Genomic DNA, 18,325 nt, shown 5'->3' with positions numbered 1-18,325 from the left:
GCGGCGGAGGAATACATGAAGGTCTACCTGTTGATGCTGCTGATCGGTACTCTATTGACTGCGATCCGGTTCACGACGGTAACCGAACGCCAGTCCGAAGCTCAGACGCAATAACGCCCGACCACGACCAACCGTTCAGGGGGTGCTCAAGGCCAGCGCCCCCTGCCCCGACAGCACCCGCACGGCCTCGTCATTCGGCACGCCTGCCGCCTCATTCAGCACCACTCCGGCGAGAAGCTGGGTCGGCGCCCGCCCTCCCTTAACGGCCCTGACCAGGATACGGATCGCCGGCTTGCCCGCTTGGCCGTGAACCGGTTGAACGGCAAGACTGCCGAAGCCGCGCGCCAGCGCCGCGACAACCCCGCTCAAACCATCGGCCCGCCAGATCAAGGTCAGCACGCCACCGGATTTCAGCATCCGCCGCGCGGCATGCGTCCAGATCTCCAACGTCGTCGCCGTTGCCATGTGCGCGGTCGCGCGCGCGGCGTCGGGCGAGGCACGGTGACGCGCGGCATCGTGGAACGGCGGATTCATCAGCACGACGTCGACACTGTCGGGCCCGAGCCCTGCGGCCGCGAAAGCAGCCGCGTCCGCGGCGACGTCCAGCACCACGACCTCCGCGGGCAAGGCATTGGCGCGTGCGTTGTCGCGCGCGAGGCGCGCCAGATCCGGCTCGCGCTCGACCAGCGTCAAGCCGAGACCGCCCACGCGCCGGGCCAAGGCCAGCCCGGCCGTCCCCACGCCGGCACCGAGATCGACCACCCGCTCGCCCGAACGCGCGGCCGTCGCCGCCGCCAGCAGGATTGCGTCGTGGCCGGCGCGATGGCCCGTCGTGGGCTGCCGCAGCCGCAATTGGCCGCCGAGCACGGCGTCCTCGGAGATGTCGACAGCGTCACTCATCAGGGCGCAGCTCATGCGCCAGCCCGGCGTCGGTGAGAAGCCGCCGGGCCTGGAGATTGTCGTCCTCATGCACAAGGATCCGGCGCGGCAGGATGCCGAGCGAGCCCTCGATGATGCTCATGTTCTGATCGAGGACGAGGTGATGGATGTCGGCGCCATCGAGCAGCGCCCCGATCGCCGAAACCAGCACGATATCATTGGTCCGAACCAATTCCTTCAATCGTTATGTCTCCATGCGGGCTTGGGTCAAGAAGGGCTTGGGTCAACCAGGCTTGGGTCAAGGTTCCGTGTCTGCCCTTGCCGCCTGCGGCCGCAGTTTCTATTGTCGTTTCGAGCATAGCAAAATCGGAGACCAGAGTGGCGGTTATCGTACCTTTCGAGAGTCCATCGGGAGCCTCCATCGATGGGCTGGTCGCGCTGGTCGCAGCCGACATGGAACGGGTCAACGCTACGATTTTGTCGCGCACCGGCTCGGACGTCACGATGATCCCGGAGGTCGCAAACCACCTGATCTCCTCCGGCGGCAAGCGGTTGCGACCGATGCTGACGCTGGCGATGGCGCATCTCACCGACTACACCGGCGACGGTCACGTCAAGCTCGCCGCGGCCGTCGAGTTCATGCACACGGCGACGCTGCTCCATGACGACGTGGTTGACGAGAGCGAAATGCGCCGCGGCAAATTGTCGGCGCGCATGCTGTGGGGCAACGAGGCCAGCGTGCTGGTCGGTGACTTCCTGCTCGGCCAGGCGTTCCGCATGATGGTCGAGGTCGGCTCGCTGCGCGCGCTCGACATTCTCTCGGCCGCCGCCGCCACGATTGCCGAGGGCGAGGTGATGCAGCTTGCCGCCGCCAAGAACACCGCAACCACCGAGGACGAATATCTCGCCGTGATCCGCGGCAAGACCGCCGAGCTGTTCGCCGCGGCCTGCGAGGTCGGGCCGGTGCTCGCCGATCGGCCCAAGGCCGAGCAGACCGCCTCGCGGTCCTTCGGCATGAATCTCGGCATCGCCTTCCAGCTCGTCGACGACGTGCTCGACTATGGCGGCAAGGCCGCCAAGCTCGGAAAGAATGTCGGCGACGATTTCCGCGAGGGCAAGATCACGCTGCCGGTGGTGCTGGCGTTCCGCCGCGGCAGCGACAGCGAGCGTGCCTTCTGGATCAAGGCGCTGGAGCGCGGCGAGATCAGCGATCACGATCTCGACCATGCGATCGGGCTGATGAATAAGCATCGCGCCTTGGAGGACACGATCAGCCGCGCGCATCACTACGGCGCCATGGCCGTCGACGCGCTGGCGCTGTTTCCGGCGTCACCGATGAAGACCGCGCTCGAGCAGGTGGTGGCGTTCTGTTTGGCCAGGTCGCATTAGTTGGTGAATCGGGGCCTGCCCTTCGTGATGTCATGCCCCGGCGCAGGCGGTGTGGGTTAATGCGCCCTCGCCCCTTGTGGGAGGGGGCATGCAGGACAGAGCAACAAGCTCGCTTGGGTGAGGGGTATGCCTCAGCAAGCGCGGCGTCCGCGGACAGATGCCCCTCACCCAACCCAGTACGTGGATGAGCCGGCGATGCCCTCTCCCACAAGGGAAGAGGGCGCTGTATCGGGAAGCCGCTCGCCGCTAGTAAGTAGTTACGACTAACTCAACGTCCCCGCATGCACCCACCATTCGGGGTGCGCGACGGCGATCTCTGCGCCGGCGGCCTTCGCGTCGACCTCGCTGCCGTAGATCGCAAAGCATGTGGCGCCAGAGCCGGACATGCGTGCCAGCAGCACGCCGGCGCTCGCACGGAGAGCGTCGAGCACGGTGCCGATGATCGGCTGCACCTTCAAGGCTGGCGGCTCGAGATCGTTGCGCACCTGGCTCAGCGTCTCGATCCAGTCGCTGACCGACGCTCCGGCACCAGGCCAGGACGGCGCCGTGAGAACATCCGTCACGCCGACCAGCAGATCGCCCGGCCTGAGGCCGAGCGCCTGGAACACGTCCTTGGTCGCCACCGGCACGCGCGGATTGATCATCACGCAGGGCAGGACGGGAAGCGCGAGCGGCTGCAGGTTCTCGCCGACGCCGGTCATGGTGCAGGCGCGCGAGGGCACGCAAACCGGCACGTCGGCGCCGGTCTTCAAGGCGACCGCAGTGAGACGCGGGTCGTCCAGCGACAGGCCATTCAGCTTCGCCAGCAGCCGCAGCGCCGCTGCGGCATCGGCCGAGCCGCCGCCGATGCCGGCGGCGACCGGCAGCACCTTCTCCAGCGTGAAGGCGCCAAGCCTCAGGCCCGGAACGGCCTCCGCAAGCAGCCGCGCCGCCTTCAGCACCAGATTGTCCGTGGTCTCGCCGCAGGCCTCCGCGAGCGGCCCGGTTGTCGTCAGCCTCAGCTCCGGGCCCGGCACCAGCGTAAGCTGGTCCGCGCAGTCGGCGAAAGCAACGACGCTTTCGAGATCATGGTAGCCGTCGACCCTGCGGCCGACGACCCGCAGGGTCAGATTGACCTTGGCGCGCCCCTGCTCCTGCAGCGCGCCGGTGACCGTGGACGCCAACATCGGCGCAATGCCCCCAGCATGTTCGGTGGCGGATCCGGTATCGCGCTCGGCCAGCGGCCGAAACGAACGTGGCCGGCACCGCCACACGCTTCATCAAAATCATCCGGGCTCCCCGGCAAGCCGAGGAGCCCGTGATGGCTCTCACCTCGTGATCGGGGCGACCTAGCCGCCCTTGCCGTCGTCCTTCTTGGCGTCGGACGGCGTGTCCTTGCTGTCGTTGCTCGCCGCGGCCGGCGCCGGATCGTCGGTCAGGCCGTTCTGGATCTTCGCCTCGATCTTCGGCAGCTCCTCGGCCTCGGGCTTCAGGTCGCGGGCATGAGCCCACTGGAACTTGGCTTCCAGCTTGCGGCCGATCTTCCAATAGGCGTCGCCGAGATGGTCGTTGATGGTCGGATCCTCTGGCTTGAGGTCGATCGCGCGCTCGAGGTTCTTCACCGCCTCTTCGTAGTTGCCGATGCGGAAATAGGCCCAGCCGAGCGAATCGACGATGTAGCCGTCGTCCGGCCGCTGCTCGACCGCGCGCTTGATCATCTTCATGCCTTCGTCGAGATTGACGCCCTGGTCGATCCACGAATAGCCGAGATAGTTCAGCACGTGCGGCTGGTCGGGCTGCAGCTCGAGCGCCTTGCGCATGTCGGCCTCGGCCTTCGGCCACTGCTTGGAGCGCTCCAGACAGATGCCGCGATAATAGTAATAGACGCTGTTGGCCTTGTCGTTGTTGGCGGGCAGCGAATCGACGCCGAGCGAATAGGTCTTGGCGCAATCGGCGAACTTCTTGCGGCCGCGCTCGATGTTGCCGAGCGCCATGATCGCCTCCAGGTCCTTCGGATCCTGGGCAATCACGTCCTTGAGGATCTTGATCGCCTCGTCGCTGCGGTCGGCGCTGTCGAGATCGGTCGCCAACTGGATCTGCGCATTGCGCTTCAGCGGCGAGCTCGCCGGCACCCGCTCATAGACCTTGATCGCCATCTGCGGCTTCTTCACCGTCTCGTAGAGATCGGCGAGTGACAGCAGCGCCAGCGGATGATTCGGCTGCAGGTGCAGCGCGAGCTGCAGATAGACCAGCGCCAGATCCTCGCCGCCGCGGCGGCTCAACGTGGCGCCGATGCCGTACAGCGCCTCGGCGGCGCCGGCCTGCGCCGAATCGACCAGCGGCGGCAGCTTCCTGCCGGCCTTGGTCTCGCGCAGGCCCTCCTGCACCAGCGGATGGCGCGCGAGCTTCTTGTCGAAGGCTTCATAGATCGCGGTCGCCGCCGCCGCATCCTTGTTGCGCGACAGCCAATGCGCATAGGCCTCGGTGATGCGCAGCATCGAATCGTCGAGCTTGTAGGCGCGCTCGAACCGCGTGCCGGCGTCCTTCTCCTTGCCGGCCAGCTCCAGGATCATGCCGGCATGAAGATCCTTGAACAGCGGATACCATTCGGGACCGGTCAGCTTGTCGATATTGGCGACGGCGGCCTTCGAATCGCCCGCGCCCGCCGCGGCCCACGCCGACAGCAGGGTGGCGACGAGATCGGTGATCGGCCCGCGCACCGACTGGTTGATGTTGGTCTGGGCGGCAGCGTATTTCTTCTGCTTGATGTCCTGCACGCCGACCACGAGACGCGCGATGCGGTTGGACTTGTCGATCGTGAGCACGCGCTCGGCCAGCTTCACGGCCTCGTCGATATCGCCATCGGCGACCGAGGAGATGAAGGCGCGGTCGAGCAGCTCGTTGTTCTTCGGGTCGCTGCGTAGCGCCGAGCGGTAGAACGCCGCCGCCGAGGCCGCGTCGCGCTCGACGCTGGCGTGGCGGGCCGCCAGATAGCTGCCCGACGTGGTGAGCGACTTCAGATCGACGCCGGTCGGAAATTTTGCGGCGTTGTCCGCAGGATGATCCGGCGTCTGGGCCAGGACGGCACCGGGGATCAGCAAGGCAGAAACGGCAATTGCGGTCCAGCGATTGCGAATTGACAACATCACGGTGCGCTCTGGTTGTTGGAAATGACGGATCGGTACGGACACGAACCCGATCGGCAGCTCTTCAAGGCGCCGACAATGCCGCGTTTGGCGGCCAACCGCAAGGATCTGCAGGATATTCGGGTCAGCCGGGAGCCCCTTTGGCGAAGGTGACCTGCGTCAAACCGCGCCAGTATGGCCGTATCGTGGCCGGCTGCCCTCCCCGGAGCAGCCGACTCACGCAATCGTGCGTTATACGAGGCTACATCGCCTCGTAGTTCGGCCCACCGCCGCCTTCCGGAGGAACCCAGGTGATGTTGCCGTTGGGATCCTTGACGTCGCAGGTCTTGCAGTGGACGCAGTTCTGCGCGTTGATCACGAAGCGCGGGCTGGTGCCCTCCTCGACCCATTCGTAGACGCCCGCCGGGCAATAGCGGTTGGACGGCCCGGCATAGACGTCGTGCTCGGAGCTCTTCTGCAGCGCCATGTCGGCGACCTTCAGATGCACCGGCTGGTCTTCCTCGTGATTGGTGTTCGACAGGAACACCGAGGACAGCCGGTCGAAGGTCAACTTACCGTCCGGCTTCATCGCCGGCTTCGGCTTGTGCGCCTTGGCGGGATCGAGCGTGGCGCGATCGGGCTTGACGTGCGACTGGGTGCCAAACAACGAGAAACCGAGCGTGTTGCACCACATGTCGAAGCCGCCGAGCGCGACGCCGAGCACCGTGCCGAACTTCGACCATAGCGGCTTGACGTTGCGAACCTTGAACAGATCCTCGCCGACTGGCGAGCCGCGCCAGGCGTTCTCGTAACTGACCAGCTCGTCATTGGCACGGCCGGATGCGAGCGCGGCATTGACGTGCTCGGCCGCGAGCATCGCGCTGCCCATCGCGTTGTGCACGCCCTTGATGCGCGGCACGTTGACGAAGCCCGCGGCGCAGCCGATCAGCGCGCCGCCGGCGAACGACAGCCGCGGCACCGACTGGTAGCCGCCCTCGGTGATCGCGCGCGCGCCGTAGGCTAGCCGCTTGCCACCCTCTAACACGCCGCGGATCGAGGGATGGGTCTTGAAGCGCTGGAATTCCTCGAACGGCGACAGATAAGGATCATCGTAGTTCAGGTGGACGACGAAGCCGACCGCAACGAGGTTGTCGTCGTAGTGATACAGGAACGAGCCGCCGCCGGTCTTCATGTCGAGCGGCCAGCCGAACGAGTGCTGGATCAGGCCCTTCTGGTGCTTGGCCGGATCGATCTGCCAGACTTCCTTGAGGCCGATGCCGAACTTCGCCGGCTCGCTCTTGGCGTCCAATGCGAACTTCGAAATCAGCTGCTTGGACAGGCTGCCGCGCGCGCCCTCGGCGAACAGCGTGTACTTGCCGAGCAGCTCCATGCCGCGCGTGAACGAGGCTTTCGGCTTGCCGTCCTTGCCGATGCCCATGTCGCCGGTGGCGATGCCGCGCACCGCGCCCTGCTCGTCATACAGCACCTCGGTGGCCGCGAAGCCCGGATAGATCTCGACGCCGAGCGCCTCGGCCTTGCGCGACAGCCAGCGGCAGACATTTCCGAGCGAGCCGATGTAGCAATGATGGTTGTCCATCAAGGGCGGCATCGCGAAGCCCGGCAGCGAGATCGCGCTGCTCTCGGTCATCCAGAAGAACTTGTCGACCTTGACCTGGGTCTTCAGCGGGCAATCCTCGTCCGACCGCCAGTCGGGGATGAGCTTGTCCAGCGCCGCCGGATCGATCACCGCACCAGACAAAATGTGCGCGCCGACCTCGGAGCCCTTCTCGACCACGACGATGTTGAGGTCGGCATTGAGCTGCTTCAGCCGGATCGCGGCAGTCAGGCCCGAGGGGCCGGCGCCCACGATGACGACGTCGAACTCCATGGATTCGCGCGGAGGTAACTCTTCGGTGCTCATGTCTCTCAATCTCAGGCCCGGCCGGTGCAGTGGATTTGACCTTTGCATCCCCCTGGCGCGTGCAAAGGTCAAACCCGGAGCTGCAACAGCAACAATGACTTAACTAGAGTTCCTGGAGGCGCCGGCGGTTCGCTGATGGGCTGGTCCTGAGGGGGAGCGAACGCTGGCGCCGGAACACTAGGGCGTTCCGTCCCTTTTTTGGGTTATTCCAAGCTCTTGTTTCCGATTTTTCGGGGCAGGACAACCACCGAAATGCATTCCGCCATGCGCCGAGGCGGCGTACATTGTTGCCACGATCGATCATGATGACCCCCGAGCCCCTCCCCGACGTCCGCCAACTGCTCGCCTTCTATCTGGAGGCCGGGGTCGATTGCGCCTTGGCCGACGAGCCGATCAACCGGCTGGTGGAGCCTGAGGCCGCATCCCCTGCCGCTCCTGCCGCCCGTCCGGCGGCGGCGCCGCAAGCCGGCCGGCTATCCGCGCCGGCGATCATTGCGCCGCGCGGCGAACCGCCGCCTCCGCCGGAAGCGGCCGTCGCCTCGGCCCGCGAGGCGGCGCTGACAGCGCCGACCCTGGAGGCGCTGCGCGAGCTCCTGGAGACTTTCGACGGTTGCGCACTGAAGCAGACGGCGTCGCGACTGGTGTTCGCCGACGGCAATCCGCAGGCGCGCATCATGCTGGTCGGCGAGGCGCCCGGCCGCGACGAGGACATCGAGGGCCTGCCATTCGTCGGCCGCTCCGGCAAGCTGCTGGACCGCATGATCGGCGCGATCGGGCTCGACCGCAGCAAGGTCTACATCGCCAACGTCATTCCCTGGCGCCCGCCCGGCAACCGGACGCCGACGCCGCAGGAGACGCAGATCTGCCTGCCGTTCATCCGCCGCCAGATCGAGCTGGTCGATCCCGACGTGCTGGTGACGCTCGGCAACCCGTCGACGCAGGCGCTGCTCGGCACCACCGAGGGCATCATGCGCACGCGCGGCAAATGGCGCGACTACGACACCGGCAAGCGCACCATCCGCGCGATCGCCACCTTCCATCCGGCCTATCTGTTGCGCTCGCCGTCCTACAAGCGGCTGTCATGGCAGGATTTGCGCGCGATCGCGAAGGTGATGGCGGTCTGAGCCGAACTCCCTCCGCGTCATTGCGAGCGAAGCGAAGCAATCCAGAATCCCGCCCAAGCCTCTGGATTGCTTCGTCGCTTCGCTCCTCGCAATGACGGCTTATGGAAAGCGCTACGGTCCCTTCGGCCGCACGATGGCCCAGCCGATGCGCAGCACCGGCTGGCGGCCATTGATCAGCCAGTCGAAGCTGCGCGGCACCTCCGGCACCAGCCCAGGAAAGCGCTGGGCGATCTCCGGCGGTGGGGTGCCGACCGTGTCGGAGGCGCGCCATACCACGACGCCGCCACTCTCGGCGAATTTGGCCAGCGTGACCCAGGGCGTCCGCTGCGGGGTGGCATCGAGGAACAGATGCGCGCGGCGGCGGCCGAGCGCGACCAGGCTGGCGAGCTGCGGATCGCCGGCGACCGCCTGGAGCGGCTGGTTGGTACGGCGCTCAAAACTCTCGACGAAGAAACGGGAGATGTCGCGGGCCGGCATCGCCGTCGCGACCTCGCGGTCGCCGAGCAACGGCAGCACCACAGCGCTGCCCGCCGCGAGGATGGCGGGCGCGGCGATCGCAACCGCCCAGACCAGGCGCAGCAGCCGCTGCCGCCGCAGATAGATCAGATCACCCGACGCGACCACCAGGGCAAGGCCGACCATGGTCAGGGTCACGGCAGTGCCGCCGAACACGGTCGAGAGGCCGAACAGGCCGGCGATCAGACTGCCGGCCAGCGCCGGTGCAATCGCGAAGCAATAGACGAAGTCGCGCGCGAGCGGCGGCACCGAGCGGCGATAGATGATCGGCGCATCGGTCTCGCCGCGATTGATCCAGCCGGCGTCGAGCAGCACCAGCAGCAGCACGGCCGAGATCGCCAGCAGCAGCCCCCCCGCCAGCGCGAGCCAATGCCAGGCGCGCACCGAGAGCTCGGCGAGAATGGGCAGCGCTGGTAAGCCGACACTGTCGGAGCGCAGCACGAAAATGAGATAAGGCAGCGCCAGCGCCACCACCACGAGCAGCGCGAACAGCGGATCGAACGAGCGCAGCACGCGGCGGCCCTGCGCGGTCGAGACCACGAAGCCCGCGATCAGCAGCAGCAGGCCGGTGGCGGCCGGCGTGGTCAGCAGCAGCAGGCCGGCCTCGATCGACCAGGCAAACCAGGCGTTGCGCCGGCCCTCGCCGAGAATCCGCCAGCTATGCAGCAGCAGCAGCGCCCAGAGCGGACGCGCCAGCACCTCCGGACCGAATTCCAGCGTGGGCGCACCGAACGCGGTGATGGTCATGGTCAGCAGCACGGCAAGCACCGCCTGCTGGCCGCCGACGATCGCCGCCGCCAGGAGATACATCACCCACAGACTGAGCGCCGAGCACAGCACGGCCAGCACGTAGACGCCGAGCAGATGATTGCCGGCAAGGCGATAGGCGACGTCCGACAGCCAGACCGACAGCGGCGGCCCGAGATCGGTGCCGACCTGGTACTCGCGTCCGAACGCGATGGTGGTGGCAAGCTGGCCGGGCGGGCTGCGATAGAACAGCATTGCCACGCCGAGCCACATCAGGGCCTGGCACAGCACCACGATGACGACGACCAGCCGCGGCCTTGCGCGGATCAGTTCGACAACCAGGGACGTGAAACGCATGAACGGCTGGATCGCTTGGCTGAATCGCTGAGGACGTCGAGGAGGCCGGCAGGACCGTCGCTCATCCGCAGCAGCCTCGCTGTCCGACGCCCGCAATCGATACCGCACGATCGGGGCGCACAACACCGCCCCTGCTGCGAGGAGTGACACTTCGTGCTGGCTGGCTGACCAAAACTATTAAGACCGCGGCGACCGCGAGGCAACCTGCATCAGACCCCGACCGAGATTTCGGTGGATGTCACCACGGTCACCTCGGCAAACAAATCCGGCTCCGGGACGTCGGTCCACGGCTGGTGCTTGCGCCGTGCGGCCACGACGGGTGCGAACAGGCTGCGATGATGCACCGACGGTCCGAGCCGGTCCAGCGCAGCGAGGTGCTCCGGCACGGCATACCCCTTGTGCTGCTCGAAGCCGTAGCCGGGGCAATCCTGCGCCAGCGCGCACATCAGCCGGTCGCGCGTGACCTTGGCGACGATCGAGGCGGCCGCAATCGACATCACCAGGCCATCGCCGCCGATCACCGCCTCGCAGCCGCAATCGACGTCGATGCGGTCGCGGCCGTCGACGAAGACGTGCTTCGGCGCCTCGGGCAACGCCCTCACGGCGCGCGACAGCGCCCACAGCGAGGCCCGCAGGATGTTGTCGCGATCGATTCGCGCCGGCGAGGCGACAGCCACTGCGAACGCCGACGTCTTGCAGATCTTGTCGAACAGCGCCTCGCGCTGCTCCGCGCTCAGCCGCTTGGAGTCATCGAGGCCTTTCGGGATGCGCGCGGGATCGAGAATCACGGCCGCGGCGACCACCGGACCGGCCAGCGGCCCCCGTCCCGCCTCGTCGCAACCGGCGACCGGCCAGATGCCCTGCTTGAGCAGCGCGCGCTCCCGCCGGAAGCTCGGCGGCGCCACCGCGATGACGCCCTTGCCGAGCCTGGCGGCCGACCTGCCGGCAGCATTCGTGGCGACAGGCTTGGTTGCGGCCTTTGCAGGTGCGCTCTTCGCCACGGCGCCGCTCGTCGCCTGCGCCCTGCCCGGCTTCTTTGACTGATCGCGAATCATGGCCGGCATGGTGCGAAACGGCCCGCGGCGGCGCAACCCCGAACGGACCTCATTCCCCGCTATTCGCCCCTTGCCGGCGACCGACTACGCCGGCAGGTGCACTCGATCATCCTCGCCGACATCAATCCCCGGCGCGATCACCACTTCCCAGACATGACCGTCCGGATCGGAGAAGTAGCCGCTGTAACCGCCATAGTCGGTTCGTTGCGCCGGCTTCAGCAGCATCGCGCCTTTCTCCACCGCCGACGCGAGCGCCGCATCGACCTCGGCCTCCGAGCGGCAGTTCCATGCCAGCGTCACGCCGCGGAACGCCTGGGGGCGAGGTGCGTCCGGCACGCCCGCATCATCGGCGAGCGCGCCCCACGGGTACAGCGCCAGCACCGTCCCGCCGGTCTCGAAGAATGCCACGGCCTCGCCGGTCGCGCGGAATTTTCGGGCGAAGCCGAGCGACGTATAGAAGGCGATGCTCCGCCGCATCTCGGATACACCGAGTGTGATGACGGTGAACCGCGGAACGCTCGCTTGTGCGCTCATCAACTGCTCTCCGCACGCTTCAGAACAGGCTGAGTTGCTGCCCGCCGCCCTTCGGCCGGACGAAATGATCGGTCGTCAGCTTGGTCCGGCGCTTGTTCAGGCCGAGCTTTTCGCAGGCGATCTCGAAGCGGCGGCCTATCATCCAGGCCATCGGGCCTGTCCCCTTCATTCGCGTGCCCCATTGCGAGTCGTAATCGCGGCCGCCGCGCATGTCGCGGATCAGGGTGAAGACGTGGCGGTAGCGGTCGGGATAATGCTCGAGCAGCCATTCGCGGAACAGGTCGCGCACCTCCAGCGGAAGGCGCAGCAGCACATAGGCCGCCTCCTTGACGCCGGCATGGGCGGCGGCATCGAGGATGCGCTCGATCTCGCTGTCGTTCAGCGCCGGGATCACCGGCGCCACCATCACCGTGGTCGGAATGCCGGCCCTGGACAGCGCCTGCAGCGCCTCCAGCCGTTTCGACGGCGTCGAGGCCCGCGGCTCCATGGTGCGCGCCAGCTTCGGATCCAGCGTGGTCACGGAGATCGCGACCTTCGCCAGGTTCCTCTTGGCCATCCGCGCCAGGATGTCGGCATCACGCATCACCAGCGCCGACTTGGTCACGATCCCGACGGGATGGCCAACCTTTTCCAGCACCTCGAGGATGCCGCGCATGATCTTCCGCTCGCGCTCGATCGGCTGATAGGGATCGGTGTTGGTTCCGATCGCGATCATCCTCGGCTCGTAGCCGCTGGCCGCGAGCTCCTTTTCCAGGAGCGCGGGCGCATCCGGCTTCACGAACAGCTTGGATTCGAAGTCGAGACCAGGCGACAGCCCGAGAAACGCATGGGTCGGTCGCGCGAAGCAGTAGACACAGCCATGCTCGCAGCCGCGATACGGGTTGATCGAGCGATCGAAACCGATGTCCGGCGAGTCGTTGCGGGTGATGACCTTGCGCGAGGTATCGGTCGCGACCGTGGTCTTGAACGGCGGCAAGTCCTCGAGACTCTGCCAGCCATCGTCGAAGACGACGCGAGCCTCCGCTTCGTAGCGGCCGCTCGCATTGGATTGTGCACCCCGGCCGCGGCGCCGGCCCCGTTCGATGGCGACCGCGAGTTCGGGGAAGTCGTTTTCCGGGCCAGATGAAGGCGCGCCCACCGGCTCGGAGGGCACCGGGACCGGCGGGCGCTTGAGGGCATGTGAAGATGCTCGGCTCATGGCCAAGACATAGCACATAGAAAGAACAATACAAGAACAAAAGAGAACAACGCCTCGGAACGGTTCTGGAGCCCGCGCAGGGCCAACCATCACATTCCCGTTCTATCCTTCGCAGCGCACTGGAACGGAATGGTGCGGCGTTACTCTAATGCACTTCCCGCAGGCGCGAAGCGGACGGCAAGCGAGGTTCCATGAACATCACGTCTTCCCATCAGACCAACACAGCCGACGATCTCGACCTGCTCGATCGCTATTGGCGCGCGGCGAACTATCTCTCGGTCGGGCAGATCTATCTGCTGGACAACCCGCTGCTGCGCGAGCCGCTGAAAGCGGAGCACGTCAAGCCGCGCCTGCTCGGCCACTGGGGGACGACGCCCGGACTGAATTTCATCTACGCCCATCTCAATCGCGCCATCCAGGCGCAGGATCTCGACGTCATCTACGTGTGCGGTCCCGGCCATGGCGGCCCCGGCATGGTCGCCAACACCTATCTCGAAGGCAGCTACAGCGAGATCTATCCGGACATCACGCGCGATGCCGATGGCCTGCGCAAGCTGTTCCGGCAGTTCTCCTTCCCCGGCGGCATTCCGAGCCATGCCGCGCCCGAAACGCCGGGCTCGATCCACGAAGGCGGCGAGCTCGGCTACGCGCTGGTCCACGCCTATGGTGCGGCGTTCGACAACCCCGATCTGATCGTGGCCTGCGTGGTCGGCGACGGCGAAGCCGAGACCGGGCCGCTCGCCGCATCCTGGCATTCGAACAAGTTCCTGAACCCGGCCCATGACGGCGCGGTGCTGCCGATTTTGCATCTCAACGGCTACAAGATCGCCAATCCCACCGTGCTCGGCCGCATGGGCGATGCCGAGATCAAATGCCTGTTCGAGGGCTACGGTTACGAGCCGCTGTTCGTCGAAGGCGCGGAGCCGAAGGCGATGCATCGCCAGATGGCGGACGCGCTCGATGTCGCGCTCGCGAGCATCCGCTCGATCCAGCAGAATGCGCGTCAGCCGGATGCAACGATCCAACGGCCGCGCTGGCCGATGATCGTGCTGCGCAGCCCGAAGGGCTGGACCGGGCCGAAGGAGGTCGACGGCCTCAAGGTCGAAGGCTTCTGGCGCGCCCATCAGGTGCCGATCGCCAATCCCCGCGGCAAGCCGGAGCATCTCGCGCTGCTCGAAGCGTGGATGAAAAGCTACGAGCCGGAAACGCTGTTCGACGGCCACGGCCGGCTCGTGCCGGAGCTGCAGGCACTGGCACCGAAGGGCACGCGGCGCATGGGCGCCAACCCGCATGCCAATGGCGGTCTGCTCAAGCGCGAGCTCAGGCTCCCAGACTACCAGCATTTTGCGGTCGAGGTGTCCTCTCCGGGCCAGACCATGGCTGAAGCCACGCGCGAGCTCGGCAAGTTCCTGCGCGACGTGATCACGCTGAATGCAGAGACACGCAACTTCCGCATCATGGGCCCGGACGAGACCGCCTCGAACCGGCTCGATGCCGTATTCGAGGTCACCGAGCGGGTGTGGATGGAAGGCATCGAGCCCTACGATGTCCACCTCGCCCATGACGGCCGCGTGATGGAGGTGCTGAGCGAGCATCTCTGCCAGGGCTGGCTGGAGGGCTATCTGCTCACCGGCCGCCACGGCCTGTTCTCCTGCTACGAGGCGTTCATCCACATCGTCGATTCGATGTTCAACCAGCACGCCAAATGGCTGAAGGTGTCACGCGAGCTGCCGTGGCGGCGCCCGATCGCGTCGCTGAACTATCTCCTGACCTCGCATGTCTGGCGGCAGGACCATAACGGCTTCAGCCATCAGGACCCCGGCTTCGTCGACCTCGTTGCCAACAAGAAGGCGGACATCGTCCGCATCTACTTCCCGCCGGACGCCAATACGCTGTTGTGGATCGCGGACCACTGCCTGCGCACCTACGACCGCATCAACGTCATCGTTGCCGGCAAGCAGCCGGCGCCGCAATGGCTGTCGATGCAGGAGGCGGCGACGCATTGCGACGCCGGCATCGGCATCTGGTCTTGGGCCGGCACCGAGCCCGCCGACGAGGAGCCCGACGTGGTGATGGCCTGCGCCGGAGATGTCCCGACCCTGGAGACGCTCGCAGCCGTCGACCTGCTGCGCAAGGAATTGCCCGACCTGAAGATCCGTGTGGTCAACGTCGTCGACCTCATGACCCTGCAGCCGAAGCAGGACCATCCGCACGGCCTCAGCGACCGCGACTTCGACAGCCTGTTCACCACCAACAAGCCGGTGATCTTCGCCTATCACGGCTATCCGTATCTGATCCATCGCCTCACCTACAGCCGCACCAACCATGCCGGCATGCATGTGCGCGGCTTCATCGAGGAAGGCACCACGACGACTCCGTTCGACATGGTCGTGCTCAACGAGCTCGACCGTTTCCACCTCGCCATCGAGGCGATCGAACGCGTGCCCGGCCTCAGCGTGTCGGCGGCCCATGTGAAGCAGAAATTCCGCGATGCGCTGATCGAGCATGCCCGCTACATCCGCGCGCATGGCGAGGACATGCCGGCGATCCGCGACTGGGTGTGGCCGAACAGCGCCGGCGGCACCACGCCGACGCAGGCAGGCGACTGAGCCAGTCAAGCGCGAGCTTCAGCAACACGGCACCTTGAAATAGCACCGTTCGGGCGCGGCCCCGAACGGCGCGGCCAGGTGCGTGCTGCAAAATTCCGCAGCGCAGCGGGCTGATTTGGCTATGACAAGATGATAACAGTCAAGCCGGAGGCGCGACAGATAGCGATGCCAGTTTCATGCTGAGCGTGATCATTCCGACCGAAGGTGTCGAGCAGACCGCCGTGGCCACCCTGTCCGCGCTGGTGCCGGGCGCCGCGGCCGGTGTCGTCACCGAGGTGCTGCTGGTCGATCGCTCGCCCGATTCCAGCGTGATCGAGCGGGTCGCGGACGTCGCTGGCTGCCACTTCATGAAGTTCGAGGGCTCCCAGGCCGCGGCCCTGGCTGCAGGGGCCGCCAGCGCGCGTGCGCCCTGGCTGATGTTTCTGCCCGCCGGCGCGATGCTCGATCCCGGCTGGATCGATGAAACCATGCAGTTCGTCCAGAGCGTCGCCACCGCCGGCCGGCCGCGCGCTGGCGTCTTCCGCTATGCCCGGTCTCCCTATGCCGCAATCAGCCTGCGCGACCGGCTGCGCGCGGTTGCGCGGGTCCTGGTCGGGCCGCTCGGCGACCAGGGTCTCTTGATCGCCAGGGATCACTACCGGCAGCTCGGCGGATACAAGCCCGACCACAAGCGCGCCGAAACGCGGCTGCTGCGTCAGCTCGGCCGTTCCTCGCGGACGATGCTGCGCAGCCGGATCGTGATGGTGTAGCGGCACGACAATACTTGCCAAAGTCAATCAATTGGTTGACAATGGCAAATATTGGAGGTGCCCCATGAATTCCGCCCCAGCCGACGGCCAGGTCGCCGCCATCCGCGCGTTCAACCGTTTCTACACGAGGAAGCTCGGCGCGCTGGACCAGCATCTGCTCGACAGTCCGTTTTCTCTGGCCGAGGCGCGTGTGCTCTATGAACTCGCACAGTACGACGCCATCTCGGCCAAGGAGATCGGTCTCTCGCTCGGCCTCGATGCCGGCTATCTCAGCCGCATCGTCCAGAGCTTCGACGAGCAGGGGCTGATCACCCGCACGCCTTTGCCAACCGATCGCAGGCAGCAGCAGCTCGGCCTGACCGCAAGAGGCCGGCAGGCCTATGCCAAGCTCGACCGCAGCTCGCAGAAGGAGATCGCGGCCATGCTGGCGCCGCTGGCGCCATCCGTGCGCGACCGGCTGGTCGGTGCAATGACGACGATCGAGACCGCCCTGGAGCCGCAGCAGCCGGGCCGCTCCCCAGTGCTGCTGCGCAGCCATCGCCCGGGCGACATCGGCTGGGTGGTTTCACGGCACGGCGCCGTCTACGCCGAGGAATATGGTTGGGACGTCTCGTTCGAGGCGTTGGTCGCCGAGATCGGCGCACAGTTCATCAGGAGCTACGACCCGGCGCGCGAGCACTGCTGGATCGCCGAGCTTGCGGGCGAGCCGGTCGGCTCGATCTTCCTGGTCAAGGGCAGCGACGAGGTCGCCAAGCTGCGGCTGCTGCTGGTCGAGAAGAAGGCCCGCGGTCTCGGCGTCGGCCGGGCCCTGACCGAACAATGCATCCGCTTCGCGCGCGAGAAGAACTACAGGATGATCGAGCTGTGGACGCAAAGTATTCTCACCGCCGCGCGCGACATCTATGCCCGCGCCGGGTTTCGCAAGATCGCCGAGGAGCCGCACGCCATGTTCGGCGTCCCGCTGACCGGCGAGACATGGCGGCTCGAGTTGTAGCCGGGCAGCTCGTGCAGCAACCGCCGGTAGGCCGAGATCACCTCCACAACAGGCTGCGCATGCCGATTGCGAAGTTCCCGCGCGCCGGTACTATCCCGCCAAACAGGGCGGGAGCAGTGATGGAATCGATGGTGCGATCGAAGCTTGCGGCGCTTGTCGCGCTCGCGGGCCTGTTTGGGGTCGAGGCCGGGACGGCGGCTCGCGCCGCGCCCAAAGGGCGCGCAACGGTCGCGATTACGCGCACGACGGACTTCCTCTATCTGGCGGCTCCAGCGGCGATCGAGATCAACGGCGCCAAGGTGGCGAGCCTTGGCCGCGGCGAGAGCTACAGCGGCTCGATTGCGCCCGGCGCCACCACGATCACAGTGTCGACATGGTCCTCGCCGGGCTCGTCGAACATTCGTTTCACCGCCGTGCCTGGCAAGACCTACCGGATGGTCGTGGGACCGCGCGGCCAGAATTTCGCGGCCAGCATGATGGGCGGCCTCATTGGCGCGGCCATCGAAGGCGGCGGCGCTTTCGAGATCGTACCCACGAAGTGAGACGCGCGATGGACGCGCGCCGCGTCGTCGTCCCGTGGCCCTATGCCGTCGCGCCCTGCGCCTTGGGCCGGCGCAGATGCTCGTCGAGCCGCGGCATGATCTCGACGAAGTTGCAGGGTCGCGTGCGGTAGTCGAGCTGGGCGGCGAGGATGCCGTCCCAGCCGTCACGGCAGGCCCCCGGTGATCCCGGCAGGCAGAAGATGTATGTCGCGCCGGCGACGCCGGCCGTGGCCCGGCTCTGGATCGTCGACGTCCCGATCTTGGCGTGGCTCAGCATGTGGAAGGCGATCGAGAAGCCGTCCATGCGCTTCTCGAACAGCGGCTCGATCGCTTCCGGCGTGACGTCACGGCCGGTGAAGCCGGTGCCGCCGGTGGTGATGACGACGTCGACGCCGGGATCGGCGATCCACGACTTCACCACCGCGCGAATCTTCTCGACGTCGTCGGTGACGATCTCGCGCGCCGCGAGCCTGTGGCCGGCAGCGGTCAGGCGGTCACTCAGGGTGGTACCGGACTTGTCGTCGGCAAGCGAACGCGTGTCGGACACCGTCAGCACGGCGATGTTGAGGGGAATGAAGCTCTTGCTCTCGTCGATCGCCATCATCGC

Annotated in this window: 16 protein-coding genes; 6 read left to right on the top strand and 10 right to left on the bottom strand. The window is 66.6% G+C overall.

The features are described 5' to 3' along the window. Positions 1-135: 135 nt before the first annotated feature. On the bottom strand, positions 136-900 hold the full coding sequence (locus QX073_RS22395; protein WP_315750427.1) for a tRNA1(Val) (adenine(37)-N6)-methyltransferase: 765 nt from the start codon (positions 898-900) through the stop codon (positions 136-138). Continuing rightward, the gene (locus QX073_RS22390) at positions 893-1,120 is read right to left on the bottom strand and encodes a DUF2007 domain-containing protein (RefSeq protein WP_006613556.1); all 228 of its coding nucleotides are present in this window, start codon (positions 1,118-1,120) and stop codon (positions 893-895) included. Before QX073_RS22390 ends, QX073_RS22395 begins: the two co-directional genes overlap by 8 nt. Positions 1,121-1,257: 137 nt before the next feature. Between QX073_RS22390 and QX073_RS22385 the strand changes: the two genes are divergently transcribed. After that, positions 1,258-2,268, top strand: coding sequence for a polyprenyl synthetase family protein (locus QX073_RS22385; protein ID WP_315717243.1), 1,011 nt, complete (start codon positions 1,258-1,260; stop codon positions 2,266-2,268). A 263-nt stretch (positions 2,269-2,531) separates the two neighbouring features. Here QX073_RS22385 and QX073_RS22380 read toward each other — a convergent pair whose 3' ends face one another. The 3 genes from QX073_RS22380 to QX073_RS22370 all read right to left on the bottom strand — a co-directional run bounded on the left by QX073_RS22380 (position 2,532) and on the right by QX073_RS22370 (position 7,293). Beyond that, positions 2,532-3,434 (bottom strand): 4-(cytidine 5'-diphospho)-2-C-methyl-D-erythritol kinase, encoded by a 903-nt coding sequence (locus QX073_RS22380; protein WP_316175984.1) that lies wholly within the window; start codon positions 3,432-3,434, stop codon positions 2,532-2,534. Positions 3,435-3,596: 162 nt separating this feature from the next. Beyond that, complete coding sequence (locus QX073_RS22375; RefSeq protein ID WP_315717245.1) at positions 3,597-5,393, bottom strand: tetratricopeptide repeat protein; 1,797 nt, start codon at positions 5,391-5,393, stop codon at positions 3,597-3,599. A gap of 241 nt (positions 5,394-5,634) precedes the next feature. After that, positions 5,635-7,293 carry an electron transfer flavoprotein-ubiquinone oxidoreductase gene (locus tag QX073_RS22370; RefSeq protein WP_316188118.1) on the bottom strand — a complete coding sequence of 553 codons (1,659 nt, stop codon included), beginning with the start codon at positions 7,291-7,293 and terminating at the stop codon, positions 5,635-5,637. 305 nt (positions 7,294-7,598) lie between these two features. Here QX073_RS22370 and QX073_RS22365 point away from each other — a divergent pair, with 305 nt between their 5' ends. Then, positions 7,599-8,417, top strand: a complete 819-nt coding sequence (locus QX073_RS22365) for a uracil-DNA glycosylase (protein WP_316167476.1) — start codon at positions 7,599-7,601, stop codon at positions 8,415-8,417. 111 nt (positions 8,418-8,528) lie between these two features. Here QX073_RS22365 and QX073_RS22360 read toward each other — a convergent pair whose 3' ends face one another. The 4 genes from QX073_RS22360 to QX073_RS22345 form a co-directional block, all read right to left on the bottom strand. Then, entirely contained in the window at positions 8,529-10,037 is a 1,509-nt protein-coding gene (locus tag QX073_RS22360) for a glycosyltransferase family 39 protein (protein WP_316226373.1), read from the bottom strand. A 209-nt stretch (positions 10,038-10,246) separates the two neighbouring features. Beyond that, a complete protein-coding gene (locus QX073_RS22355) occupies positions 10,247-11,101 on the bottom strand; it encodes a ribonuclease HII (RefSeq protein ID WP_316226372.1) in 855 nt (284 codons plus the stop codon). A gap of 75 nt (positions 11,102-11,176) precedes the next feature. After that, entirely contained in the window at positions 11,177-11,626 is a 450-nt protein-coding gene (locus QX073_RS22350) for a VOC family protein (protein WP_316226371.1), read from the bottom strand. Between the two features lie 19 nt (positions 11,627-11,645). Continuing rightward, positions 11,646-12,824 (bottom strand): PA0069 family radical SAM protein, encoded by a 1,179-nt coding sequence (locus QX073_RS22345; RefSeq protein ID WP_315717250.1) that lies wholly within the window; start codon positions 12,822-12,824, stop codon positions 11,646-11,648. A gap of 191 nt (positions 12,825-13,015) precedes the next feature. Between QX073_RS22345 and QX073_RS22340 the strand changes: the two genes are divergently transcribed. The 4 genes from QX073_RS22340 (at position 13,016) to QX073_RS22325 (ending at position 17,718) form a co-directional block, all read left to right on the top strand. Then, positions 13,016-15,433 carry a phosphoketolase family protein gene (locus QX073_RS22340; protein ID WP_316226370.1) on the top strand — a complete coding sequence of 806 codons (2,418 nt, stop codon included), beginning with the start codon at positions 13,016-13,018 and terminating at the stop codon, positions 15,431-15,433. A gap of 176 nt (positions 15,434-15,609) precedes the next feature. Then, positions 15,610-16,182, top strand: coding sequence for a glycosyl transferase (locus tag QX073_RS22335; protein WP_316167468.1), 573 nt, complete (start codon positions 15,610-15,612; stop codon positions 16,180-16,182). Positions 16,183-16,246: 64 nt separating this feature from the next. Continuing rightward, on the top strand, positions 16,247-17,176 hold the full coding sequence (locus QX073_RS22330; RefSeq protein ID WP_316226369.1) for a helix-turn-helix domain-containing GNAT family N-acetyltransferase: 930 nt from the start codon (positions 16,247-16,249) through the stop codon (positions 17,174-17,176). Between the two features lie 119 nt (positions 17,177-17,295). Then, complete coding sequence (locus QX073_RS22325) at positions 17,296-17,718, top strand: hypothetical protein (RefSeq protein WP_316171363.1); 423 nt, start codon at positions 17,296-17,298, stop codon at positions 17,716-17,718. A gap of 40 nt (positions 17,719-17,758) precedes the next feature. Here QX073_RS22325 and moaB read toward each other — a convergent pair whose 3' ends face one another. After that, complete coding sequence (gene moaB / locus QX073_RS22320; RefSeq protein ID WP_315739947.1) at positions 17,759-18,322, bottom strand: molybdenum cofactor biosynthesis protein B; 564 nt, start codon at positions 18,320-18,322, stop codon at positions 17,759-17,761. Positions 18,323-18,325: the final 3 nt, after the last annotated feature.

Origin of the sequence: Bradyrhizobium sp. SZCCHNS3052 (assembly GCF_032484495.1) — a bacterium.
In the GTDB taxonomy this organism is placed as follows: Bacteria; Pseudomonadota; Alphaproteobacteria; order Rhizobiales; family Xanthobacteraceae; genus Bradyrhizobium.
Note: the sequence above shows the minus strand (reverse complement) of the source record. Positions and strands in the feature narration are given on the sequence as shown.